The sequence below is a fragment of the Pseudoalteromonas sp. SG43-7 genome, assembly GCF_014164295.1.
In the GTDB taxonomy this organism is placed as follows: Bacteria; Pseudomonadota; Gammaproteobacteria; order Enterobacterales; family Alteromonadaceae; genus Pseudoalteromonas; species Pseudoalteromonas rhizosphaerae.
This window is the reverse complement of the sequence record NZ_JACJEY010000029.1, coordinates 37,049-61,964: the sequence shown is the minus strand read 5'-3', so window position 1 is coordinate 61,964 and position 24,916 is coordinate 37,049. Positions and strand designations below refer to the sequence as shown.

The following is a 24,916-nucleotide window of genomic DNA, read 5'->3' as shown; positions in this document are numbered from 1 at the left end:
GAAAGTTAAGCTTGGCTGTTAGAACTCAATCTGTACGAGTGCCCACACAGATGATTGCTTTATATTGTTAAAGAACGTTGCGGTTAAAGTTAAACTTCATCTCGCTAGGGCTGCGCATATTACGCTTTCCTATTTTTTTGTCAACACTTAACTTTAAACTTTCTTAAAAATCTAAACTTAAGTTTTACTCGACTAACTGATTAACTCTTGCAGCTTAAGCGTTGCCTGCTGCCGTCTCAGTGGGGTCGCATTATAGGGCGCGGCGAATTTTACGCAAGCGTTTTTTAAAGAAAACTTGAAATAAAGTGCTGTTCGTTCAATTTACGCGCTAAACAGCTCAAAAGTGCTAGTTTAGTATACAGCACAGATCCTAGCTGGCCATTTTATAGGCTCTACTGCTACACTATTTACCTCTTACTATTGAACTTATTCTTAATTTATTAGGTGTTTTATGGCAATCCGTTCTTATAAAGGAATTACTCCTCGTTTTAACCAGTCTGTTTATATAGATGAGTCGGCTGTTTTAGTTGGTGATATCACATTAGGTGAAGATAGTAGTGTATGGCCGTTAGTAGCAGCACGAGGGGACGTTAACTATATACGCATTGGTGAACGTACTAACGTGCAAGACGGCAGCGTGTTACATCTAACGCGTGCCAGTAAAAGTAACCCAGATGGTTATCCATTAATTATTGGTGATGATGTTACCGTTGGTCACAAGGTTATGTTGCACGGCTGTTGTTTGGGTAATCGTATTTTAGTCGGCATGGGCGCGATTGTAATGGATAATGCCATTATTGAAGATGATGTGATAATTGGTGGCGGTTCATTAGTTCCACCAAACAAGCGCTTGGAATCGGGCTTTCTCTATGTGGGTAGTCCAGTAAAGCAGGCGCGCCCTTTAACCGAGCAAGAGCTGAGTTTTTTAAAAATATCAGCAACTAATTATGTTGAGCTTAAAGATGAGTATCTAGCTGAGGATTAACTCAGCACTGAAACAATGATTTGTCCTGCCGAGTTATATTCTTCATTCTCGATTAGTTGCTCGGCTATATCTTCATAGTCAAAACGCGCCTGTTCAAAATGTAACTTTGCAGCTTGTTGGTCTGCCAATGTTAGCGTGTGTGTGTCAATGACACATTCAACCATTAAGCCACTTACTTGAGCAAAAAACGTTAACTGCTGGGATTGTACGTTAAATTCAAATCGGTCGATAAATTGGATTGCTTGGTTCATGCAAGCTCTCCGGTTTTTAATGCTCGAACAACAGGGAGTATTTCAGGCATATTATTGCGCCACACAAAATAGGCTTGTGCAGCTTGCCCTACTAGCATGCCACTTCCATCAAGTACGTTAATATTAGCCTTATAGCCCTGAGCCCATTGCATAAACAGCGTATTTTGCTGTGAATAAAACATATCATAAACATGTTCACAGCCATCAAGGTGTTTTTTATCAAGCGCAGGCAATTCACCAAGCATACTGCTAGATGTAGAGTTTACAATTAGCGAGTAATCACTTACTGGCAAATCATCAAAACCATAGCCAGTTACATTACCGTATTGGGCAAATAATTCAGCTAGTTCCTTAGCTTTTGCTGCCGTACGATTGACTATAATGATTTCACTCGGCTGTTGTGCCAATAACGGTAAAACCACGCCACGTGCAGCGCCTCCGGCACCTATAAGTAAGACCCGTTTATCTTTAATGGTAACCTGATTCGCAAGCAGATCGTTCACAAAACCAATGCCATCGGTGTTGTCACCTAGCAAGCGCCCATCATCTAATAACTTAATAGTATTTACTGCTCCGACAATGGTTGCCAATTCAGTTCGCTCATCAACTAGCGCAAATGCTTGCTCTTTAAATGGCACTGTAACATTAGCTCCTTTACCGCCTGTGGCAAAAAAATCGGCCACGGCTTTTTTAAAACCATCAATCGGTGCTAATATTGCGCTGTATTCGATTTGTTCGCCCAATGAGGTTGCAAATTGCTGATGTATCGCAGGGGATTTTGAGTGTTTAATAGGATTTCCAAAAACTGCATATTTGTCCATATTTGAGCAACCTCTTTGTGCAGTAACATTACCTCGTAACTTACTGCTAATTAATGATGATAAAACTATGATTAAACGATTCTTTTCAAAATCGAAACCACCAGAACAACAGCAAGCACCAACGCCAGAAAAAACACCTTATCAACTGATGGGTGGAGAAGCTGGTGCTTTAGCACTTGCGAATCGATTCTACGACATTATGGCCAGCGATGAATACGCTAAACCGTTATATGATATGCATCCTCAACCATTGGACCGTATTCGCCAAGTGTTTTTTGAGTTTTTATCAGGGTGGTTAGGCGGCCCAGACTTGTTTGTTGAAAAGCATGGTCACCCTATGCTGCGTAAACGCCATATGCCTTTTCCAATTGATCAAGATTTACGAGATCAATGGATGTATTGCATGAATAAAGCGTTAGACGCGGAAATTGATAATCCCTTATTACGAGAAGGGTTACGTAAATCTTTGGCACAACTTGCCAGTCATATGATTAATCAGCACTAGCACTTCTCTTTAACTGCACGTTATTTGCGCTAAGTCAAAACGGCCTTTTTTTAAATATAGATAATACGTGATCAAATATTTAGAAAAAGCGTCGTGCGTGTGAAATCAATCCAACATAAAATTTATGCCCTATTGGCCCTAACAGGCATTATTGTGTTAATTGCCAGTATTCTTAGTAGCTCAAGCCAACAACGAACGCTTGCGCAAGACACTGTTGCAGAAAATATTAAGCTTCTTGCTGATAACTACTTTGACTCTATCAATACTTTGATGATCACAGGCACCATGGCAAATAGAGAGCTATTAAGCCAAAAACTACGCAAGCACCCAAATATTGAAGATGCGCATATTATTCGCTCCCCAATTGTTAATAAACTTTATGGGCCGGGCAATAAAAATCAAGCGCCGAGCAACGATATCGAACGCGAGGCTTTAAAAGGCAAGGAAACATTGCTAATTGATCAGCAAAATAATAGCCGCAGTATAACTTTTCTGCGCCCTATGTTTGCCAGTAGCGATTATAAAGGCACTAATTGCCTTGGCTGTCATCAAGCACAAGAAGGTGATGTACTCGGCGTAGTTAAAATTAGTTACTCATTAGCTGATATTGATAATGCGGTGACTTACAACACCCTAGTAAATACCGCATTACTCTCTATTATTTTTATTATTGCCTTTGTATTACTGGGCATTATGTTTAGACAAATTTTTATTGTACGCCTTAAAAAGCTAGGTCATGCTATGCATTTAGCTACAACCAACAAAGATTTAAGCCTGCGAATTGACGATAGCGCTGAAGATGAACTGGGTTGGCTCGCCACCAGCTTTAATAAGATGATCGCCACCTTTAAAGATAATATTGCTCAAGTATCTCATTCATCAAAAGTATTGATCCACTCAGCAGAAAAAATTTATACCTCAGCGGATACTACTGAGCGCGCTATTTTAGAGCAAAAGAAAAATACAGACTCCGTGGCAGCTGCTATAAACGAACTAGAGAGCTCCTCTAATGAAGTAAAAAACACCACTCACTTTGCCTCTGAAAAATCAGAGAACAGTAATGAACTGGCACAACAAAGTATGCATGTTGCTGAACAAACCGAACTCAGTATTAATCAATTGGCAGACGATGTTCGCCAAGCTGCAGCGCAAGTAAGTCAACTACAAGTACAAACACTTGAGGTAGGAAAAGTACTCGAAGTGATTAGCAGTATTGCTGAACAGACCAATTTGTTAGCTCTTAATGCTGCGATTGAAGCCGCACGTGCAGGTGAAGCTGGTCGGGGCTTTGCTGTGGTGGCTGATGAAGTACGTACGTTGGCAACTCGTACTCATGCATCCACCGATGAAATTCGTCGCACAATCGACAAACTGCAATCCGAAGCGGCGCAAACGGTTAAAACCATGGGTGAATCGTGTGAGGAGGCTGATGCTAGAGCGCAACAAGTAAAAAATGTTGCTCAAGCTTTAAAAGATATTTCTATGCAAATGAATGAAATAAATCAACTTAATATTCAAATAGCCGACGCGACAGAACAACAAAACTTAGCCGCAGAGGAAATAAATAGGAGTGTTATTGGTATTAGTGATAACGCTGAGCGGTCATTAGTGGATGCTAACGATAACCAAAAAGTAAGTGAGGAGCTGTTAAATCTAGCGCGTTCACTGGATGAGCAAGTAAGAAGCTTTAAATTGATGTAATACTTAAAGTTGCCAGTCAATAAACCAGATATTGACTGGCAGCCTGCTTACTATGCTAGCCCTAACCAGTCTCTTGGTTTTAAAAAGTCAGCGTATAGCTTATTTTCAGCACTGCCTTCTTCGGGTGTATAGTTATATTCCCAACGCGCTAGCGGCGGCATCGACATTAATATTGATTCTGTACGTCCGCCACTTTGCAAACCAAATAAAGTGCCACGATCCCACACTAAGTTAAATTCAACATAACGGCCACGACGATAAAGTTGGAAGTCTCGTTGCTGCTCAGTAAATGGGGTTGCTTTTCTACGTTCAATAATAGGTAAATAAGCATCTAAAAAGCCATTGCCTACTGCTTGCATAAAGGCAAAGCTTTGCTCAAACCCGGCTTCATTCAAATCATCAAAGAATAAACCGCCGACACCGCGCGTTTCATCGCGATGTTTTAGGTAAAAATACTCGTCACACCATTTTTTATATTTAGGGTAAACCTCATCTCCAAACGGCGCACATAAATCATGCGCGACTTGATGCCAATGTTGAACATCTTCAAGCTCAGGATAAAATGGCGTTAAGTCAAAACCACCACCAAACCACCAAATAGGCTCCTCACCTTGCTTTTCTGCAATGAAAAAGCGTACGTTAGCATGGCTCGTTGGAATATGTGGATTGTTTGGGTGGATCACTAGCGAGACACCACAGGCATGGAAGCTACGACCAGCAAGTTCTGGACGATGCGCAGTTGCCGATGCCGGCATTGAAGCACCAAACACATGCGAGTAGTTCACCCCACCTTGCTCGATCACATTGCCACCACGAATAACACGAGTTCGGCCACCACCGCCTTCTTCGCGCTGCCAACTGTCTTCTACAAACTTGGCTTGGCCATCAGCTTGCTCTAAACCTTGGCAAATTGTGTCTTGCAAGGCCATCAGGTAGGTTTTTACTTGTTCGAGTAAATTGCTGTGCATGGTTATCCTCTAAATACTTTGCCGGTCATTACATCTTTAATAGTGCTAGGCTGCGTGTTACCACCGAGTGGTTCATCTACATAAAATGCCACCAGCTCGCCAAACTCACTTTTAGCCATTGCAATACTAGTGACCGTATCATGTCCTGATAAGTTAGCACTAGTAGACACAAGAGGTTTGCCTAATTCTTGGCATAAGCGCTTTACTGTTGGGTGATTAGTTACACGCACAGCAATACTATCAAATTGTCCTGTTAACCATTTAGGCGTACCTTTAGCCGCTGGCATAACCCAAGTAATTGCGCCGGGCCAGCTGGAAAAAATATCAGCGCGTTTATCCATCGGAATTTTTGCATCATCAACATACTTTAATAATTGCCCATAATTATCGGCAATTAAAATTAAGCCTTTCTCAACGGGCCGCTGCTTTATTGCAAGTAAGCGCTCCACAGCTTGCTGATTATCGGGGTCACAGCCTAAGCCATAAACAGCTTCGGTTGGGTAAACAATAACCCCGCCTTGCGACACAGCAGCAAGGGCTGTTAAAGGAACTGAGGTAGTATCAGTCACTGAAAATCTCCAAATACAATAAAATTAAAGCCGGTAATTATTCGCTCACCGTGAATTTATGCGAGCAACTTTTCTGAGGGCATTGTAGCACAACACTATTGGTCATTTGCTTTTGCATCATTACTGGCCATTGGCACGCGGGGCAGATATGGCTAACTGGTTTGTGATTGAGTGTGTATTTACAACTTGGATAGCTATTACATGAATAAAATGTTTTACCAAATTTATTACTACGCGCCACTAACTGGCCTTTTTTACACTTAGGGCAAGCAGGTAAAACTTCTTCATTTGGCTCAGGCTCATCATGAGCAATGTAGTGACACTCAGGATAACCCGTACAGCCAATAAACATACCATAGCGGCCATTCTTCACTACTAGCGGATTACCACACTCTGGACAAGGGCTATCATCAAGTACTTTGATTTGTTGAGTATCATGTTGAGCAAGCGAGCGAATAAAATCACATTCGGGGTAACTCGCACAGCCAAGGAAAGGACCTGATTTACTGTTGCGGATCACAAGCTCTGAACCGCATTTAGGGCACACTTCGTATTCTTTTTCTAAGGCATGTTGATTTGCAGAAAAAAGCGATTGGTCGATTTTACTCATGTGTTCCCTAAGCAGCTGGCTAATTTTCGCCTAATATACCCAAACTAATTAAAGATACAAGCGCAGCACTTGCTTAATGTACTACCTCTGCCGGCTCATCAAAAATAAGTTCTTCCATTTGCGCATAAGCTTGCTCTGAGCCTGGCACATTAAACAACACCATAAGTACCACCCATTTTAAATCATCAAGTGATATATAAGATTTATCTAATGCGAACAAACGATCCATAACCATTTCACGCGTTGCGCTGTTGATCACTCCGACTTGTTCTAAAAACATTAAAAAGCCCCGACACTCTACGCTCAGCATGTGGCATTCACTATCGGTAAAAATACGTATCGCATGTTGTGGGAGGCGGTTTAAATAAGGGAATTCATCACTGTGCTGCAAGTCAGCAAGCTGCTCAAGCCAATCAAGTGCTTTGTATATTTCGGGCTTATTAAAGCCGGCACGTAATAATTCGTCAGTGAGTTCATTATGCTCAACAAAGACTTCGGCTTCGCTGTGAATGTAGTTTTCAAACAGATACATGAGGATATCGAACATGTTACTTTCCTCCACACTAAGCTTATCGAACTCTAATATAGCCATCTAATACACGCTCTACTCTATCTTCCAATTCAAGATCAAGTAAACGTGCTTGCACTTTATCTATTGGCCACTGGCTACGCTGAGCAATTAAATCAACAGCTGTTACTTCAAAACCAACACTGTTTAGTATTTCGCAGGCAGGTTCATCAACCGTTGCTTCTTCTATAGTATATAGACTGTTTTCGCAGAAAAAGCTCACTTCGTCGAGAATATCACTGACATTTTCCACCAGCTTTGCACCTTGTTTAATTAAAAAGTGACTGGCTTCAGAGAGTGGATTTTTAATTGAACCAGGCACTGCAAAAACTTCTTTGTTTTGCTCCAGCGCATAACGCACGGTGATAAGCGAACCGCTTTTTATTTCAGCCTCGACAATCAACACACCTAATGACAAACCAGATATTATACGATTACGTCTTGGGAAGTTATTAGCATTAGCGGCTGTACCGGGTAAAAACTCGCTCACCAACATCCCCCGTTCGGATACTTGATCGGTGAGTAACTTATGCCGTTTAGGATAATAAACATCCACTCCAGTACCAAGCACTCCAATGGTTTTACCATTGCCCGCCAGCGCTCCTTTGTGGGCAGCACCATCAATACCAAGCGCCATTCCGGAAGTTACCGTTAATCCAGCCACAGTGAGTTGATGAGCAAATTCAGCGGCGATCTCTAAACCGATTGGCGTGGCATTGCGGCTTCCAACAATAGCGATTTGCGGACTGGTCAATAACTCTAAATTGCCTCGGCAAAATAGCAATAAAGGCGCGCTAGCAATTTCTTTTAATAATGGTGGATAGTGAGGATCGAAGTAATCAATTGCGGTTATCTGTGAGTTAACAATTATCTGTTGATAATAGTCAACTTGCTGCCAATCGGTTGCTAGTAAATTAGTGGCGACCTGCGGGCTTAAACCATGACCGGTAAGCTGATCGTGAGTCAGCTCAAACAAATCATCTAATGGCAGTTTTTGTGCCAATGCCAATAAGGTTTTAACACCTAAGCCTTTACATAAATAAAAGGCAAGCCAATGGGTTAGCTTGCCTGATGAATCTTTCATGCTCCCTCCTTAGGGCACTCAAACCTGAATTAATTTATAACTGCAAAATCACCGACTCGGATTGGGTGCTGGTTTTTTACGATTAAGGCATAACTAACGTTTTTATAAACTTTAAACACCATTAGCTGCCCGACCTGTTCTTTTGGCATATGCCACACAGTCGTGTCGGCATCTGCCTCAACGCCAAAAAATTCGTTGGCGTTTGTTACTAACTTTTCAAGGCTATTTGAATCTTCTTTGTAGCGTGGGCCATTGCGACCATCAAAAACAGTCGGTGATTGACGCTCAATATCTAAAATATGGCCTTCTTTAATTTGCTGCTCTGACCCTAAGTTTAGCACTACAATATCCATTGTGCTGAATTCTCGTAATCCACTCACTGATGCGATGATTTCACCTTGCACTGGCTGCTCAGGACGGTGAATATTAAAATACGCAGGTAATAGCTGACCTTCTATCGCAGGCATTAAAAAGTCACCCGCTTTGATTTCTCTCTTTACCTGTTCAATTTTAACTGAAGCAGGTACACCATTGGCAATATCACCTTTTCTAAATACACGACCCACCGCCACTAATTGTGCTTTATTAGCCAACACTTCGTTCGTTTGCGGATCAACATATGCTTCGCCGTTGCGGTAAATAGCGTATGACTCGTGTAATTTCAGCTCACCTTTAACATAAACTATATGGCCTTCGGTATTCATTTTAGTGTTGACATTGGCACCTAAAATATAAGGTTTATCGGCAATGTCTTCAGCATTTAGTGCTTGCTCATAGGTTAGGTAAGGACGCAGCAGCTCAAGAGGTAACGTAGGGATCGCATTTTTACCTTTTTGTACAATTCGACCATGTGGAGAAAGCTTTTTATAACCCTGATTAATCACCAAACGTGGATTACCGTGCTCATCGTAGATTAAAGACAGTGCATCCCCTGGGTAAATTAGGTGTGGATTATTAATTTGTGGATTCATTTGCCAAAGTTCCGGCCACTGCCAAGGCTCTTGCAAATAAACTCCTGAAATATCCCAAAGTGTATCGCCCTTTTTCACAACGTATTGTTTAGGCGCATCTTTTTTTATAGTTAATACATCTGCTAACGATGGGAAAGTAGCACTTAATGCCAACATTGCCGCGAGTAATGGGTATTTCATTGAGCTTCCTTGTGGTGTTTTTTCATTATTATCAACCAAAACCTGTTAAAGGTGAACGCGAATGGCTAAAATAAGAGCATACAATACCCTAAATTAAGCACAAGTGAAAAAGGTTACTATGGCTAGGTTAGAAGTTTTAAGATTTCCAGATGAGCGTTTACGTACAATAGCAAAAGAAGTGGTGCAAGTTGACGACCAAATTCGCCAAATTGTAAAAGACATGCTGGAAACTATGTATGATGAAAACGGCATTGGATTAGCTGCGACTCAAGTCGATATTCATCAACGTATTGTGGTCATTGACGTATCAGAAGAACGTGATGAACCGTTAGTATTGATCAACCCGACAATCACTAAACAAGATGGCACCACGGTAAGTGAAGAAGGCTGTTTATCTGTGCCACACTCTTATGCAAAAGTTGACCGCGCAGAAACTGTAACAGTGACCGCATTAAACGAAAATGGCGAAGAGTTTAGTTTAGATGCTGATGAGCTATTAGCAATTTGCATCCAGCATGAGCTTGACCATTTACAGGGTAAACTATTTATCGATTACTTATCACCGTTAAAGCGCCAACGTATTCGTAAAAAACTTGAAAAAGAAGCTAAGTTAGCAGCGCAATAATACCTTAGTAATAATTAGGAAGTTCAGTGACACAACCATTACGCATTATTTTTGCCGGTACGCCAGACTTTGCTGCGCGCCATTTACAAGCTCTTATCGACTCAGAGCATCAAATTGTTGGCGTGTATAGCCAACCCGACCGTCCAGCAGGGCGCGGTAAAAAACTCAAAGCCAGTGAAGTGAAAGAACTCGCACTGGCCAATGAGTTAGCAGTGTTTCAACCTGCCTCATTAAAAAGTGACGACGCTCTGGCTGAACTAAGCAGCTTAAATGCTGACCTTATGATCGTGGTCGCTTATGGATTACTGTTACCAAAATCAATTTTAGAGGCGCCACGGCTTGGTTGTTTAAATGTACACGGCTCAATTTTACCGCGCTGGCGTGGTGCCGCGCCGATTCAACGCGCTATCTGGGCGGGCGATGAAGAGACTGGCGTCACCATAATGCAAATGGATGAAGGCCTAGATACCGGCGACATGCTGCATATTAGCCGCTGCCCTATTACCGCCACTGAAACAAGTGCAAGTTTATACGCTAAGCTTGCCGATTTAGGCCCAAGCGCACTAATAGACACCATTACTAAGTTAGCTAATGGCGAAATTACCCCGCAAGTACAAAATGACGAGCTTGCCAATTACGCTAAAAAACTATCGAAAGACGAAGCAAATATTGATTGGTCGATGGACGCAGCGCAAATAGAGCGTAATATCCGCTCATTCAATCCATGGCCGGTCTGTTTTACCCAAATGGGTGAACACACTGTAAAAGTTTATCAAGCTAATGTCGTTGACCAGCAAGGCACGGCAGGCACGGTATTACAAAGCGATAAACACGGCATTGTGATTGCCTGTGGTACTAACGCACTTAATATCACTCAAGTACAACCACAAGGTAAAAAGCCAATGGCCATTACTGACTTTTTAAATGGTCGAGCAGACTGGGTAACTCCTGGCACACGAATAGGCGAACACAATGAGTAATGTCAGGGCGCTTGCCGCCGAAACTTTATATAACGTGGTTGATAAAGGCGCCTCATTAAATCAAGAGCTGCCTTTTGCCAGCCAAGGTTTACCACCTAAAGATAAAGCGTTATTACAGCAAATTTGTTACGGCGTACTGCGTTATTTACCAAGTTTAGAAAATTATTGTCAACATTTAGTTGAGCAGCCACTTAAAGGTAAGCGCCGTATATTCCAGTTCTTACTGTATGTGGGCATTTACCAACTACAACATATGCGGGTTCCACCGCATGCAGCCATTAGCGAAACGGTTAATGCATTAGAACAACTGCGCGCATTGGGTTTAAAAGGCTTGATCAACGCTATTTTACGCAGCTTTCAGCGCCAGCAAGTAGAGCTTGAAGAAAAAGCCAAGCAAATACCAGTGTGTTTATACAACCACCCAAACTGGTTTATCAAACAAGTAACTGAAGCTTACCCTGACTCTTGGCAAGCTCTACTAGAAGCGAACCAGCAGCAAGCACCAATGTGGTTGCGTGTTAACCAAGCGCAATATAGCACCGCTGAATATAGCGAAATGCTCACTGCTAATGACATTGAACATACACTCAATCCTGATTTCCCTGATGGTATTAAGCTGGATAAACCGCGCGATGTGTTTTCGTTGCCTGAATTCGACACCGGCGCATGTTCAGTACAAGATGCAGCAGCACAGCTTGCGGCACGCTTGTTAGATCCAAAAGCTGACGAGCATATTCTAGATGCCTGCGCAGCACCCGGTGGTAAAACCTGTCACATTCTAGAACTCGCAGATGCTGATGTACTGGCACTTGATAGCGATGCCACCCGCCTTGAACGTGTAAAGCAAAACCTTGAAAGAATTGGCTTAGGCGCTGATTTACAATGTGCCGATGCTTCGCAGCCACACAAATGGTGGGATGAGCAACAGTTTGACCGTATTCTATTAGACGTTCCTTGCTCTGCAACGGGTGTAATTCGTCGTCACCCAGATATCAAATGGCTACGTCGTGCATCAGATATCAATGATCTGGCGACACTCCAGGGCGATATTCTCAATAGCATTTGGCCATTATTGAAACCAGGTGGCACGCTAATTTATGCAACCTGCTCGGTATTACCACAAGAGAACCAACAGCAAGTCGCTAAATTTTTAGCAAATAATAACGATGTTGAACATATCCCGCTACATGATAACGATACCCCAAGCAACCCTGGGCTGCAGTTACTGCCTGGTGAGAGTGACGGATTTTATTATGCCAAGCTTATAAAAACACACTCATAAGAAGCTTTTAGTAAACCATGAAAATAATCATACTCGGTGCAGGACAAGTAGGCGGTACACTCGCTGAAAACCTGGTAGGTGAACAAAACGAAATCACGGTTGTTGATATTGATGGCAACCGATTACGTGAGTTACAAGATAAATACGATCTACAGGGTGTTACAGGTCATAGTGCCCACCCTGATGTATTACGCCGCGCCGGTGCGGAAGACGCCGATATGATCATCGCAGTGACCAGTTCAGATGAAGTGAACATGGTCGCTTGCCAAGTCGCGTATAGTATTTTTAATACGCCGACTAAAATTGCTCGGATCCGTTCTGAGCAATACTTAAAGTACCGCGAAAAGCTCTTTCAAAACGATGATTTACCTGTTGACCACTATATTGCTCCAGAGCAACTAGTGACTAAGTATATTCGTCGCTTGATTGATTATCCTGGTGCGTTACAAGTTTTAGAGTTTGGCGATGGCATGCTCTCGCTGGTTGCGGTAAAGGCTTACTACGGCGGATTGTTAGTCGGTTATGCATTGTCAGCATTAAAAGAGCATATTCCTAATGTTGAAACTCGTGTTGCCGCGATTTACCGCCAAGGTAAAGCAATCAAACCACTGGGTACTACAGTAATTGAAGCGGATGATGAAGTGTTCTTCCTCGCTGCCACCAAACATATTCGTGCAGTAATGAATGAACTACAGAAATTAGAGCGTTCATACAAAAAAATTATGATTGCTGGTGGCGGTAATATTGGTGCTGGGCTTGCTCGCTCTCTGGAAAAGAATCATAGCGTAAAATTGCTTGAACGAAATAAAGAACGTGCTGAGCAGTTATCAGAAATGCTTGATAATACAGTGGTGTTTTGTGGTGATGCGTCAGATCAGGAGTTGTTATCAGAAGAACACATCGAACAAGTTGATGTATTCATCGCGGTAACCAATGATGATGAAGCTAATATTATGTCAGCCATGCTCGCTAAACGCATGGGTGCGCAAAAAACCATGGTGCTTATTCAGCGCGGTGCATATGTTGATTTAGTGCAAGGTGGCGAAATTGATATTGCCATTTCACCACAGCAAGCCACGATTTCTGCCCTGCTTACCCATGTTCGCCGCGGTGATATTGTTAATGTGTATTCATTACGTAAAGGCGCAGCAGAAGCCATTGAGGCGGTGGCCCATGGCGACGAACATACCTCTAAAGTTGTCGGCCGTGCAATTGCTGATATTAAGCTGCCTGCAGGTACCACGATTGGCGCGATTGTCCGTAATGATGATGTACTCATTGCCCACGACGACACGATAATTCACTCAGGCGATCACGTCATTATGTTCTTGATCGATAAAAAGCATATCAACGTAGTTGAAAAACTGTTCCAAGTTAGCGCTATCTTTCTCTAAGTTACTCCTCACCTTTCGACACAAAGCAACTGTATCGAAAGGTGAATTTCCACCTCCAATACATGCAAATGAAAATCAATCTCAAAAGCATTTACTTCTGTACCCAAATCCATTACTCTCACGCTGTTTGATAATCAAGCGTTTTCTCTTTCTGTGAGAAGTTAATTTCACATTTTTTAATATAAATGGATTTCTTCAAATGATACACCCAACTTTAAACACCCCTCTTTGTGTTACATATTGCAGTGTTATTGGTATTCTTGTGTGTGGACTGTCAACGAATGCAAATGCCGAAGCTAAAAACGACATTGAAAAACTAACCATCGTGGGCCAGCAAGATAGCGGCTACAAAGTAAGTGCAATGAACTCAGCAACAGGGCTTGATCTCAGCCACTTGCAAACTCCGCAATCAGCTATCACTATCACCAGTCAATTTATGGCCGATCAACAATTAAATAGTGCTATTGAAGCCATCACCAGCGTAACCGGCATCAATGCAAGAGAGGCCGATAATGGTAAATATTCAATTTCAGCGCGCGGTATCAGTGTTACCAGTATTTTATATGATGGCATAGCAACAACCTACGATACCCGCTTTAATTACGGCGATAATTTAACAGACACAGCAATTTTTGAACGCATTGAAGTCGTCCGGGGTGCCACAGGGTTAATGCTCGGTGCAGGTAATCCATCAGCAGCAATTAACTTAATACGTAAGCGCCCTACTGTGCATAACCAAGTAAATATTTCTGCAACGGTTGGTTCTTGGCTAAACTATCGTGGTGTGGTTGATGCATCGGGTAGTTTAAATAGCAGTGAAACCGTGCGTGCGCGTGCCGTACTCGCCTATCAAGATCAGCAATCATATCAAGACAGGTTCAGCCAAGAAAAAACCACGTTATACGGTATTGTTGAAGCTGACCTAACTGATAGTACCCTGTTAACTTTTGCTGTTGATACGCAAACCACAGACCCAAAAGGCACGATGTCGGGTGGACTACCTATTTTTTATAGCGATGGCAGCCGTACTAACTATGACCGAGAAACTTCAACAGCGCCAAATTGGTCATCTTCAAAAACTAAAGCATTGAATAGCTTTATGAGTATTGAGCATTACTTCAATGCTAATTGGCAGCTAAGTGCGAGCTATATATATGGTAATAATGACCTACATTACGATGTTTTTTGGGCGACAGGTAACCCTGACTCACAAACGAATATAGGCATGAAGCCCGGTTCAGTAAATTATATTGATGCGAAAAGAATACAACGAACCTATGAAATAGAGCTAGCAGGTAGGTTTAACTGGTTTGGGCAAAACCACCAATTGCTTTTTGGTTACAACAACCAAGATCAAGATTTTTCAACGCCTTATTTTGCAAACCAACAGCCACCGACTGTCATTGGCGACTTTACTGCAACAGATTATGACTACCCAAAACCTAACTGGCAAACCACACCTGCCTATGGCTCGTATGGCACGACAAAGCAAAGCGCACTTTATTTTGCTTCACAGTTTAACGTAACTAATGCGCTATCTATTATTTTGGGTAGTCGTTTAAATCAATGGCAAACCACACAAGACAGTTTTGGTAGCAAGCATGATTACGAGTTGAATAATGAACCGACCAATTATCTTGGTACCACTTATGCCTTAAACGACAGCTGGGCGCTGTATGCCAATTACACCGATATATTCACACCACAAAGCCGTGTGGACGAAAATGGTAATTACTTAGCACCAATTCAAGGTAAAAACTACGAAGTGGGTATTAAAGCCTCATTATTTAATGAGCGTTTAGATATGTCACTGTCTGGTTTTGAAATCCATCAAGATAACTGGGGAGAATATACCGGTGCAACAATTCCAGGAACTAACCAAGATATTTACCAAGCGATTGATGGCACCATTACTGAAGGCTTTGAACTAGAACTCAATGGCGCGATAAGCGATACTTGGGATGCTTACTTTGGCTATACTCGCAGTAAAGGTGAAAGGCCAGATGGCACAACTTTAAATACCATCAATCCAAAAGATCAGTTTAAGTTATTCACTAGTTATCAATTAAGCGATAGCTTACAGGGCGTAAAAATTGGCGGTGGTTATCGCTGGCAGAGTCGCAGCTACGATGATGTAAAAAACCCTGCATTTGGCACGGTTGAAGTTGCACAAAAAGCCTATGGTATAGCCAGTTTAATGGCCAGCTATCAAATTAATAAGCAGATGACTGTTAGCCTTAATATTGATAATTTATTTGATAAAATTTATTACAACCAAATCGGTTTTTATAATCAATACCGCTATGGTAACCCGCGAAAATTTTCACTGCAATTTGACTACAGTTTATAGCAAGCCACCTTCAAGTTAACCAAAAAAGCAGCTTAATGAAGCTGCTTTTTTGGTACTGTGCTGTACGTTTTATTGTACTCTGGCAAACTCTTCTTTCGATAGCTCACCATTTTGATCTGTATCTAAGTCAGCAAAAATTTCAACTAACTGTGCATTCACAGAGGCTTCTTTTTGGCTAATCACGCCGTCTCCATCAGTATCAAATGTGTCAAAACTAACTGCTGCAAACGCAGTTGATGAAGCCGCTAAGGCAAAAATAGCAAGTGCTGTATTAATATGTTTCATAGTGTTATTCCTAATAATTTAAAAGAAAGAAATCCTTTTCAGAGATCCCTGTTTGTGGAAACTGAAATTACGCTTTTGAAAATTCTTCTTTTGATAACTCACCGTTTTGGTCAGTATCAAGCTCAGCAAACTTAGCTGAAATAGTCGCATCAGCAGATGCTTCTTGTTGGCTGATTACACCATTGCCATCAACATCAAGAGTATCGAAGTCAGTTGCTGCAAAAGCAGCTGATGATGATGCCAACGCGATAAGTGCTAAAGTTTTATTTAATGTGTTCATAATTATCTTCCTTCCAAAATTTAGTGTGCTTGCTTAATCAAATGCGCAGGTCCTTTGCAAAGATCCTTGTATGAAAATAAGCGATTACGCTTCAGAAAACTCAGCTTTTGAAAGCTCACCATTACCATCAGTATCTAACTCAGCAAATTGGCTCATTAATTTTGCATCAACTGCCGCTTCGCTTTGGCTGATCGTGCCGCTACCATCAACATCTAAGGTGTCAAAGTCAGTACCTGCAAATGCTGCTGATGAAGAAGCTAATGCGATAAGTGCTAATGTTTTATTTAATGTGTTCATAATAAATATTCCTTCAAAGTTTATGGTTGTGAACTTAAGTGATAATCACCGTTTCGTTCAAGACAACTAGAGTATTACAACTTCGGTGCCAACAATTTATTACCATTAAAAATCATTGAGTTACATTGTATTTTGATGTTTTCGTGGAATTTAGAAGGACTATTCTGTTGCAGTTTAGCAACAAGATTTATGCGTTAACCTATAAAACCATATAAATCAAATGGTTAATAGTTATAAAAATGACACAACTCGATAAACTATGCTGATAATAGTGTTTTTTTCAAAGATGAGTACCCTAACCGCAACTGAACAGCAACTTTAACTGATAAAAATTAAATTTTTTTCATAAATTAACAATCTGAATTGTAAGGGGAAATTAAATTTATTTTGGTAAGTAAAAAATAAAAACGCAGTTAGTTTATGAAAATTCGTGTTTTGTTGCCATTATGCGAAACAATAGCAACGATATTGCAGTTTTAACGCTCTGGGTATTCTTACAATTTAATTAAGCACCAACAATTTCAATCACAATATGTGTTTTCACCGAATTGGCGATAAAACATAACTCATGAGCCTGGTGATGCATTTCTTCTAATTGCTCTGCACTAGGTTGCTCATTTTCGGCAAACTTCACACATGGTTTTAAAGTTACTTGAGTCATCGACATACGCCCATCACTAGCGCGCTGCATCAAACCAACAGCATCATCTTGATAGCTATCAACTATAAACTTATTTTTTGCCGCAATAGATAAGAAAAATAACATATGGCAGCTCGACAATGACGCAATAAATGCCTCTTCGGGGTCGACACTTTCTGCCACAGAATATGGCAGTGGCACGATATGCGGTGAGGAGGATGCAGCAATAGTTGCCCCACCATCAAATTGCCACAAGTGACCTCGGCTATATTTATTATCGATAAACAACTCTTCTGCTTGGCGAGACCACACAACACTTGCTACATATTCAGACATTGAAATTTTTCATCCTAAGTAAATTTACACATCCCACAGCCCAGAATTTTATCCGGCCTACTAAAATATCCGTAACGAGCATAAAAAGATTCTTTACCTTTGGCTGAGAGCAGTCCGATGGTTGCATCTTTTTTTGCTGCCCCAGCCAAATACATTTCTATATTATCCTTAATCAACGCACCAATACCTTGCCTTTGAAAGTCAGGATCGACAACAACATCTTGGATATAAAAAAATAAACCACCATCACCTATTACACGACCCATACCAACAAGTAGCCCCTCCTGTCGGATCACTACATGAAATAACGAGTTGTTTAAACTAGTATTCGCCAGATCAGCGTTAACTTTACCCCAACCGACTTTCTCTCTTAATAAACAAAATTCTTCTAAAGATGGACAGCTCAGTTCCACGGTATAGCTAACACTTTTCACTAAGCCTAATCTCCGTCATTCAATATCTAATTCATCTTTGCTTAAGCGTTTTACAAAGCAACACTTACTGTTGAAATCTAAAATTAAATTACAGCACCAACGAAAATGCACTCAACCACAACAACTGCACACCATAAGCTAATCGTTGATAAGTGCCTACACTGCCTTTTTGCTTAAATGCTTGCGTCAACAAAACTAAAAAGTAACAGGTAATACACACACACAAAATTGAAAAAAGCCGAAATGAAATACCGGTATATGAACTTACAGCAACAAAAATTGGCGCAATCAGCAAAGACAGCAGCATTACCAAGCCAGCCCAAGAATGTATTTGGCAACTCAAAGTAGGGTTTTTAGTATTAGGATCCGCATCCATGGGGAAGTAACCGGCAATCCAGGTACCCACACCATGAATCATGACAAGCCAACCGACCAACATAATTAATATAGCGGTATTTTCCAGCTGTACGACATACCAACCAAATAAACAAAATAGTAACCCAAGAGGATAGTTATTAATAAGCGGGGATAGTTTTTCCGTGGGACTGCCAGCAGCACCGAGCTCGCTGCAAAATTGCTTTGCATGACTATAGTTTGGATAACACCTACCAGCGATATACACCCCAGCAACAATCCATATACTCGCGCTTAGTGCTGAATATAAACTAATAATCTCTAACATTAGCAACTTCCATGTATAAATTAATACCACGATAATAAGCTGATGTATTTATGTTGTAAATAATATACTTAACCGCACAGGAAGCACACAGGCATAAAAAAAGCAGCCCGGGGGTATTGGCTGCTTTTGAACGTAATCAATGTAAAAGTCCTTTTAAAATTCCTTGTAGGCGGAAGCTATAATTAGGCCTTTGCGAACTCAGCTTTTGAGAGCTCACCGTTACCGTCTGTATCAAGCTCTGCAAATTTACTCATAAGCTCAGCATCAACCGATGCTTCACTTTGGCTGATTGCGCCGTTGCCATCAACATCTAGCGTATCAAAATCGGTAGCAGCAAACGCCGCTGATGAAGATGCCAGTGCGATAAGTGCTAATGTTTTATTTAATGTGTTCATAATTAATATTCCTTCAATGTACTATCAAAAAATTTGTCTCAATACTGGTTTTCAATGCGAGTAAAGTCTTCCTTGTTATCCTTTATCATGGGTTCCCTGCCCACTTAGGTTGTCTTTGGCAACTCAGGATAAACTCAGTATTAGGTTATTAAGCTTTTGAAAACTCTTCTTTTGATAACTCACCGTTTTGGTCAGTATCAAGCTCTGCAAATGTTGTAGATGTAATACCACCCATTGATGCTTCTTGCTGGCTCAGAGCTCCATTCCCATCAACATCTAGCGTATCAAAATCGGTAGCAGCAAACGCCGCTGATGAAGATGCCAGTGCAATAAGTGCTAATGTTTTATTTAATGTGTTCATAATTAATATTCCTTCAATGTACTATCAAAAAATTTGTCTCAATACTGGTTTTCAATGCGAGTAAAGTCTTCCTTGTTATCCTTTATCATGGGTTCCCTGCCCACTTAGGTTGTCTTTGGCAACTCAGGATAAACTCAGTATTAGGTTATTAAGCTTTTGAAAACTCTTCTTTTGATAACTCACCGTTTTGGTCAGTATCACGCTCTGCAAATCTATTTAAAAGCTCAGCATCTTCTGCGGCTTCAACTTGACTGATCACACCATTTTCATCAACATCAAGGGTATCGAAGTCTAACGCCTCAAAGGCAAATGCTGCTGATGAAGAGGTTAATGCAATAAGTACTATCGCTTTATTTAGTATGTTCATTGGTTATCTCCTTTCACCTGAGATGATTAATAGTGTGTTACGAAGTCCTTTTCATTTTTCCCTGTCAAAAAGCGACATTAAGCTTTTGAAAACTCTGCTTTTGAAAGCTCGCCGTTACCGTCGCTATCAAGCTCTGCAAATTGGCTCATAAGCTCAGCATCAACTGAAGCTTCACTTTGGCTAATTGCGCCATTACCATCAACATCTAATGTGTCAAAGTCTGTTGCAGCAAATGCGGCTGAAGAAGATGCTAGAGCAATAAGTGCCAACGTTTTATTTAATGTGTTCATAATAAATATTCCTTCAATGTTTATGGTTTCGAACGATGTGCTAATCACATTTTCGTTCTGTACAACTAGACTATTACAACTTCGGTGCCACATTTTAAAAAACCTTTAAAATCAAATCGTTAAAAATAAATTTTACTTTTGACTGGCTATTTACGGTGTTTTTTGTTGCTTTTTAGCAACACGTAAACCACCTATAAAATATAGTTTATAAAAATCAATTGATTAGGTTTAATAGAAAAGACACAGATCAGTACTTACAGTGTTCGTATTTATATTTTTATAGGCAAGAAAAGTGACAGGCGCTGAAATTAACCAGCTGAAAACTAGCAACTGAAATAAATAAAAAATCTATGTTACTGATAATTAATAACAATAAAAATAAATTTAGAGTTCTTTAAGGTAGGTTACGGTATATCCGCTATTTTGTCGCAAAATAGCGAATATGCACAAATTTACACCAGCGGCTCAAGCACTGAAAGGTCAATAAAGTGGTCTTTCATGAAAGTTTTCATCTCGTCTTCACTTGCCGTTAGTTGAATACCAAACTGCGCGCTAGTGGCATGGCTTTTAACACTGCATATTTGTCCGCTAAACTCAGTAACACCTTTATTATTTTTATCGAGCATAATATGACACTGAGTATTCTTTAATTCACTGAGATCAGCTTTGCTTTTTACATCAAACATCACCCCAGTTACTGAGATATCTTTAATAACTCCTTGCATCTCGCGTTCGTCATTAAACTTTATTTTTGCAGCTAATAATGTGGGAATACGAGTTTGTGATCGTAAACTAAATAATTGCACTTCAGTTGGGAAGTTTAAATAAATAAGCCGTGCCGGGTGCGACGACACTGACATAACCTGCTGACGAAATGCTATAACTTGCCCACCACCGCTTTCAAGCACCGCTCTGACGATCACCACAACACCATCTTTTAAATATTCCCCCGCGTTACCTAAACGCTTTGCTGAGGGGTAATTTAAGATCACAAAACGCTCATGCAATAAACCAACAAATTCAGTTTTAACTCGTTTGCTGGCTGTGGGTGTTAAGATTTCGACATCAACAATGCTACCAGCACTAATATAGGCAAGGTTTTCTAAGTTTAATTGTTGTCTTGTTTTTGCCATTTCCTTTCCAACTACAAATAAATCATCTTGTACAAGTAATCGCTTTTATACAAATTAACCACGCCAGAAGGTCGGTGTAAACAACACTAATAAGGTGAATATCTCTAATCGCCCAAACACCATCGCAATGGTTAATAGCCATTTAGCGCCATCACTAATAGCGCCATAATGCGACGCAACATCCCCCAAACCAGGGCCGAGGTTATTTAAGCAAGCTGCGGTGGCTGAGAACGCCGTTATGTTATCCATACCGGTCCCCATTAACGCTAACATAATAATGACAAATACCAACGCATAAGCAGAGAAAAATCCCCATACGGCTTCAACTACTTTATCTGGTAATGCCTTACGACCAAGTTTAATAGAGTAAATAGCACGAGGATGCACTAATCGATTAAGCTCACGTATTCCTTGCAGATAAAGTAAAAACACCCGAACTACTTTCATACCGCCGCCAGTGGAACCCGCACAACCACCAATAAAACTCGAAAATATCAGTAAAATAGGCAAGAACAACGGCCATGCTGAAAAATTATCGGTGGCAAAACCCGCAGTAGTACTAATTGATACCGCTTGAAATAATGCCTGATCGAGCGTTTCGTCACCGTTTGCATATATATTATTGGACGACAGTACCGTAAAACACACAATCACCAGCGCTAGTTGAATAAACAAAAACACTTTAAACTCAGGGTCGCGGATATACACCCTGAGATTTCGACTCGAAACAGCCGCGTAATGCAAGGTGAAATTAACGGCAGCGATGATTAGAAATATCACGCAAATAAAGTTGATTAATGGACTGTCGAAGTGTCCCATAGAAGCATCGTAAGTAGAGAATCCGCCTATTGCAACTGTAGAAAATGAATGACAAATTGCATCAAACCAATTCATTCCTGCAGCCCAATATGCCAAAGTACACGCCGTAGTTAACGACACATAAATATACCAAAGATGTTTTGCGGTATCGGCAATACGTGGCGTCATTTTGGAGTCTTTTACAGGTCCCGGAATTTCAGCTCGATACAACTGCATACCACCCACACCAAGCATGGGTAGTATCGCAACCGCAAGTACGATTATCCCCATACCGCCAAACCATTGTAATTGCTGACGATAAAATAATACCGATTTAGGAAGATACTCAATGCCCGTGAGTACAGTTGCTCCTGTCGTCGTTAAACCTGAGAACGCTTCAAATACCGCATCTGCTAAGGATAAATTAGGTTCTTGTAAAAAAATCAGCGGTAAAGATGCGAATGCCCCTAGAACTAACCAAAATAGCACCACAATTAAAAAGCCTTCGCGTGCTTTCAAATCCCCATGCTCATGGCGGTTAGGGTAGTAAGCAATTAAGCCAATAATTACACTGAATATAAATGCGAGGACAAATGGCACACCACCACCATCTTTATAAATGAGCGATACAATTGCCGGCGGCACCATAGTGATACTAAACAGTACAACCAATTGGCCGAGAATTTTTATGATGGTACGAAATTGCATTGAGCTATCGCTTTTTTATTAAGTAATGATTAGTGCGTGAATGCTATTGTCTTACTCTTTAATACTTAACTCAACCGCGCCATGACTCAAATCATAAATATCTTTTATGGCTTGTGTGGCTTGGCGGCTATCTATAGTGATAACCCATTCAATATTAGCAGTAAATTGCTTTTCTATGTTAAGTACTTGATATTGCGTTTTTAGTAACTGCTCTATCGCTCCTTGCGTGCTGTAATCACTACAGCCCACCAGCTCAACACTAGGAACTTTTAATGTGGTTGTTAAATGTGCCAAGGCATTATTTAGCGAGCCACCATATGCTCTGACTAATCCGCCAGTGCCTAATTTTATACCGCCAAAGTAACGAGTAACCACAGCAGTGATTTCTCCAAGCCCAGAGCCCATTAACACATTAAGCATAGGCTTTCCTGCCGTACCATTTGGTTCACCATCATCAGAGAAACCATACACATGACTACCACCTGGATTGCCTGCAACATGCGCCCAACAGTTATGACGAGCATCACTGTATTTACTTTCAATCTCACGGATAAACGCTTTTGCCGAGGCTAAATCTGGCGTATGAGCGATATGCACAATAAAGGTGCTTTTTTTTATTTCTTCTTGATGAAAAACGGTTGCTGCTGGGTACTTATATTCTGACATTCTTTGATAAACCCAAATAATGAAGCAAAAAATGGGGCCATATGGCCCCAACTTTTAACACCTGATAATTAATCTAACGATAAATCACGGGTCATATTTTCTAAGCTATCTTCGTGAACAATAATATTGTCCTCGATACGAATACCACCAAATGGTTTAAACGCTTCAACCTTTTCCCAGTTAATAAACTGTTTGTTGTCAGTTTGCGCTAAATCGCCAAGTAATGAGTCGATAAAGTACAAACCAGGTTCAATCGTGAATACTTGGTTTTTCTCAATCAAGCGCGTACAACGCAAGAATGGATGACCTTCAGGTGGGGCTTGATGCGTACCCTTTTCATCAGCCATAAAACCACCCATATCATGTACTTGTAAACCAAGATGATGACCAAGTCCATGCGGGAAGAAAGTCGACGTAATACCGCGCTCAACGATCTCAGCAGCTGGTAACTTAACAATATTAAAATCACTAAGCACCTGAGCAATACGTTGATGGCAATCTAAGTGCAGTTCACCGTATAACAAGCCTGGTTTCAATGCTTTACCCAATGCAATTTGGTGTTGTGTCATTGCGGCAATTAATTCGGCAAACTCGCCCGACTTTTTAAAATCATAAGTACGAGTTATATCTGCAGCATAACCATGAAAGTTAGCGCCAGCATCAATTAAGAACGAATGATGTGCCTTTGGGGCTTGAGGCTCAAAATGAGTGTAGTGCAAAATAGCGCAATTTTCGTTAAGCGCAACAATATTGCCATACGGCATTTCGTTTTCGCTTTGGCGAGTAGCCATTAAATACGCTTGCTGAATATCAAATTCAGAGCCACCGTTAAAAAAGGTATCACGCGCCGCTTTATGGCCATCAACCGCAATACGGTTAGCTTGGCGTAAGCATTCAAGTTCGTATTGAGTTTTATAAGCGCGGTGGTAATTAAAGTAATTGAGCACCGGCTCTGGATTCATAATGCTAAAGCCTAGCGCTTGGGCTACTTCTAGGTATTCTCCGATATAAGCGTACTTCGCTTTATCGTACGGTAATAGTTTTTCAACTTGATCAGGCTGTAATAATAGCTCGATATCAAAGTAATCAGCCCAAAAATCTCGTGGCTCATCTGGCACTTTGTGCCAAAAGTCGACTGGGCGATAAAAAATTAGTTTTGGCTTATCACTGCCATTTACAACAATCCAACAATGTGGATTATCGATGACCGGTAACCAAGCTTTAAAATGCGGGTTAACTTTAAACGGATAATACATATCGTCTAAAAACTGACGTTTAGCTTGTCCAGAATGGATCACTAAACCTTCTAATCCTTCACGTTCAATAATAGTACGAGTACGCTGCTGCAGTGTTGCAATATGTTCGGCATATAAAACGGCTAATTTATCCATAGAAAACCC

General features: G+C 40.9%; 30 protein-coding genes. 8 read left to right on the top strand and 22 right to left on the bottom strand.

Annotated features, from left to right (window positions below; translation table 11 throughout):
• Positions 1-451: 451 nt before the first annotated feature.
• Positions 452-985 carry a gamma carbonic anhydrase family protein gene (locus H5200_RS14165; RefSeq protein ID WP_182740636.1) on the top strand — a complete coding sequence of 178 codons (534 nt, stop codon included), beginning with the start codon at positions 452-454 and terminating at the stop codon, positions 983-985.
• Here H5200_RS14165 and H5200_RS14160 read toward each other — a convergent pair.
• Positions 982-1,236, bottom strand: coding sequence for a DUF1488 domain-containing protein (locus tag H5200_RS14160; protein ID WP_182761701.1), 255 nt, complete (start codon positions 1,234-1,236; stop codon positions 982-984). The genes H5200_RS14165 and H5200_RS14160 overlap by 4 nt on opposite strands.
• On the bottom strand, positions 1,233-2,057 hold the full coding sequence (gene aroE, locus H5200_RS14155; protein WP_145241784.1) for a shikimate dehydrogenase: 825 nt from the start codon (positions 2,055-2,057) through the stop codon (positions 1,233-1,235). The genes H5200_RS14160 and aroE overlap by 4 nt, the downstream gene beginning before the upstream one ends.
• A 67-nt stretch (positions 2,058-2,124) precedes the next feature.
• Between aroE and H5200_RS14150 the strand changes: the two genes are divergently transcribed.
• Together H5200_RS14150 and H5200_RS14145 are read left to right on the top strand one after the other, a co-directional pair.
• Positions 2,125-2,562 (top strand): group II truncated hemoglobin, encoded by a 438-nt coding sequence (locus H5200_RS14150; RefSeq protein WP_145241782.1) that lies wholly within the window; start codon positions 2,125-2,127, stop codon positions 2,560-2,562.
• Positions 2,563-2,661: 99 nt separating this feature from the next.
• On the top strand, positions 2,662-4,263 hold the full coding sequence (locus H5200_RS14145) for a methyl-accepting chemotaxis protein (protein ID WP_145241780.1): 1,602 nt from the start codon (positions 2,662-2,664) through the stop codon (positions 4,261-4,263).
• 50 nt (positions 4,264-4,313) lie between these two features.
• Here H5200_RS14145 and hemF read toward each other — a convergent pair whose 3' ends face one another.
• The 6 genes from hemF to H5200_RS14115 form a co-directional block, all read right to left on the bottom strand.
• Positions 4,314-5,231: an oxygen-dependent coproporphyrinogen oxidase gene (gene hemF, locus H5200_RS14140; RefSeq protein ID WP_182740634.1), complete on the bottom strand. Its 918-nt coding sequence runs from the start codon at positions 5,229-5,231 to the stop codon at positions 4,314-4,316.
• A gap of 2 nt (positions 5,232-5,233) precedes the next feature.
• Complete coding sequence (locus H5200_RS14135) at positions 5,234-5,800, bottom strand: L-threonylcarbamoyladenylate synthase (protein WP_182718493.1); 567 nt, start codon at positions 5,798-5,800, stop codon at positions 5,234-5,236.
• 37 nt (positions 5,801-5,837) lie between these two features.
• Complete coding sequence (locus tag H5200_RS14130) at positions 5,838-6,410, bottom strand: type I DNA topoisomerase (protein WP_182718494.1); 573 nt, start codon at positions 6,408-6,410, stop codon at positions 5,838-5,840.
• Positions 6,411-6,483: 73 nt separating this feature from the next.
• Positions 6,484-6,957: a DUF494 family protein gene (locus tag H5200_RS14125; protein WP_182718495.1), complete on the bottom strand. Its 474-nt coding sequence runs from the start codon at positions 6,955-6,957 to the stop codon at positions 6,484-6,486.
• A 22-nt stretch (positions 6,958-6,979) separates the two neighbouring features.
• On the bottom strand, positions 6,980-8,062 hold the full coding sequence (gene dprA / locus H5200_RS14120; protein WP_182718496.1) for a DNA-processing protein DprA: 1,083 nt from the start codon (positions 8,060-8,062) through the stop codon (positions 6,980-6,982).
• A 29-nt stretch (positions 8,063-8,091) separates the two neighbouring features.
• On the bottom strand, positions 8,092-9,213 hold the full coding sequence (locus H5200_RS14115) for a LysM peptidoglycan-binding domain-containing protein (protein WP_182761700.1): 1,122 nt from the start codon (positions 9,211-9,213) through the stop codon (positions 8,092-8,094).
• 118 nt (positions 9,214-9,331) lie between these two features.
• Between H5200_RS14115 and def the strand changes: the two genes are divergently transcribed.
• From def to H5200_RS14090, 5 genes are all read left to right on the top strand, one after another.
• Positions 9,332-9,838 carry a peptide deformylase gene (gene def, locus H5200_RS14110; RefSeq protein ID WP_145241766.1) on the top strand — a complete coding sequence of 169 codons (507 nt, stop codon included), beginning with the start codon at positions 9,332-9,334 and terminating at the stop codon, positions 9,836-9,838.
• A gap of 26 nt (positions 9,839-9,864) precedes the next feature.
• Complete coding sequence (gene fmt, locus H5200_RS14105) at positions 9,865-10,818, top strand: methionyl-tRNA formyltransferase (protein WP_182761699.1); 954 nt, start codon at positions 9,865-9,867, stop codon at positions 10,816-10,818.
• On the top strand, positions 10,811-12,100 hold the full coding sequence (gene rsmB / locus H5200_RS14100) for a 16S rRNA (cytosine(967)-C(5))-methyltransferase RsmB (RefSeq protein ID WP_145241763.1): 1,290 nt from the start codon (positions 10,811-10,813) through the stop codon (positions 12,098-12,100). The genes fmt and rsmB overlap by 8 nt, the downstream gene beginning before the upstream one ends.
• Positions 12,101-12,117: 17 nt before the next feature.
• Entirely contained in the window at positions 12,118-13,494 is a 1,377-nt protein-coding gene (trkA, locus tag H5200_RS14095) for a Trk system potassium transporter TrkA (RefSeq protein WP_064668279.1), read from the top strand.
• A 199-nt stretch (positions 13,495-13,693) separates the two neighbouring features.
• The gene (locus tag H5200_RS14090) at positions 13,694-15,844 is read left to right on the top strand and encodes a TonB-dependent siderophore receptor (protein WP_259399218.1); all 2,151 of its coding nucleotides are present in this window, start codon (positions 13,694-13,696) and stop codon (positions 15,842-15,844) included.
• 69 nt (positions 15,845-15,913) lie between these two features.
• Here the strand turns inward: H5200_RS14090 and H5200_RS14085 are convergent, their stop codons facing one another.
• The 14 genes from H5200_RS14085 to pepQ all read right to left on the bottom strand — a co-directional run bounded on the left by H5200_RS14085 (position 15,914) and on the right by pepQ (position 24,907).
• Positions 15,914-16,129 carry an EF-hand domain-containing protein gene (locus H5200_RS14085; protein ID WP_182718498.1) on the bottom strand — a complete coding sequence of 72 codons (216 nt, stop codon included), beginning with the start codon at positions 16,127-16,129 and terminating at the stop codon, positions 15,914-15,916.
• Between the two features lie 67 nt (positions 16,130-16,196).
• Positions 16,197-16,409 (bottom strand): calmodulin, encoded by a 213-nt coding sequence (locus tag H5200_RS14080; RefSeq protein WP_145241760.1) that lies wholly within the window; start codon positions 16,407-16,409, stop codon positions 16,197-16,199.
• An 84-nt stretch (positions 16,410-16,493) separates the two neighbouring features.
• The gene (locus H5200_RS14075; protein WP_145241758.1) at positions 16,494-16,706 is read right to left on the bottom strand and encodes a calmodulin; all 213 of its coding nucleotides are present in this window, start codon (positions 16,704-16,706) and stop codon (positions 16,494-16,496) included.
• A 505-nt stretch (positions 16,707-17,211) separates the two neighbouring features.
• A complete protein-coding gene (locus H5200_RS14070; protein ID WP_182718499.1) occupies positions 17,212-17,682 on the bottom strand; it encodes an OsmC family protein in 471 nt (156 codons plus the stop codon).
• Between the two features lie 14 nt (positions 17,683-17,696).
• Complete coding sequence (locus H5200_RS14065) at positions 17,697-18,116, bottom strand: GNAT family N-acetyltransferase (RefSeq protein WP_310736237.1); 420 nt, start codon at positions 18,114-18,116, stop codon at positions 17,697-17,699.
• Between the two features lie 88 nt (positions 18,117-18,204).
• Positions 18,205-18,798, bottom strand: coding sequence for a DUF998 domain-containing protein (locus H5200_RS14060; protein ID WP_149983182.1), 594 nt, complete (start codon positions 18,796-18,798; stop codon positions 18,205-18,207).
• Positions 18,799-18,980: 182 nt separating this feature from the next.
• Positions 18,981-19,193 carry a calmodulin gene (locus H5200_RS14055; protein ID WP_145241754.1) on the bottom strand — a complete coding sequence of 71 codons (213 nt, stop codon included), beginning with the start codon at positions 19,191-19,193 and terminating at the stop codon, positions 18,981-18,983.
• 148 nt (positions 19,194-19,341) lie between these two features.
• Positions 19,342-19,554: a calmodulin gene (locus tag H5200_RS14050; RefSeq protein ID WP_145241752.1), complete on the bottom strand. Its 213-nt coding sequence runs from the start codon at positions 19,552-19,554 to the stop codon at positions 19,342-19,344.
• A gap of 148 nt (positions 19,555-19,702) precedes the next feature.
• Positions 19,703-19,921 (bottom strand): calmodulin, encoded by a 219-nt coding sequence (locus tag H5200_RS14045; protein WP_145241750.1) that lies wholly within the window; start codon positions 19,919-19,921, stop codon positions 19,703-19,705.
• 77 nt (positions 19,922-19,998) lie between these two features.
• Positions 19,999-20,211 carry a calmodulin gene (locus H5200_RS14040; protein ID WP_182718501.1) on the bottom strand — a complete coding sequence of 71 codons (213 nt, stop codon included), beginning with the start codon at positions 20,209-20,211 and terminating at the stop codon, positions 19,999-20,001.
• Between the two features lie 452 nt (positions 20,212-20,663).
• Positions 20,664-21,344, bottom strand: a complete 681-nt coding sequence (locus tag H5200_RS14035; RefSeq protein ID WP_182740626.1) for a flagellar brake protein — start codon at positions 21,342-21,344, stop codon at positions 20,664-20,666.
• Between the two features lie 54 nt (positions 21,345-21,398).
• A complete protein-coding gene (locus H5200_RS14030; RefSeq protein ID WP_182718503.1) occupies positions 21,399-22,850 on the bottom strand; it encodes a TrkH family potassium uptake protein in 1,452 nt (483 codons plus the stop codon).
• 51 nt (positions 22,851-22,901) lie between these two features.
• Entirely contained in the window at positions 22,902-23,516 is a 615-nt protein-coding gene (locus H5200_RS14025) for a YigZ family protein (RefSeq protein WP_182740625.1), read from the bottom strand.
• Between the two features lie 68 nt (positions 23,517-23,584).
• Positions 23,585-24,907, bottom strand: coding sequence for a Xaa-Pro dipeptidase (gene pepQ, locus H5200_RS14020; RefSeq protein ID WP_182740624.1), 1,323 nt, complete (start codon positions 24,905-24,907; stop codon positions 23,585-23,587).
• Positions 24,908-24,916: the final 9 nt, after the last annotated feature.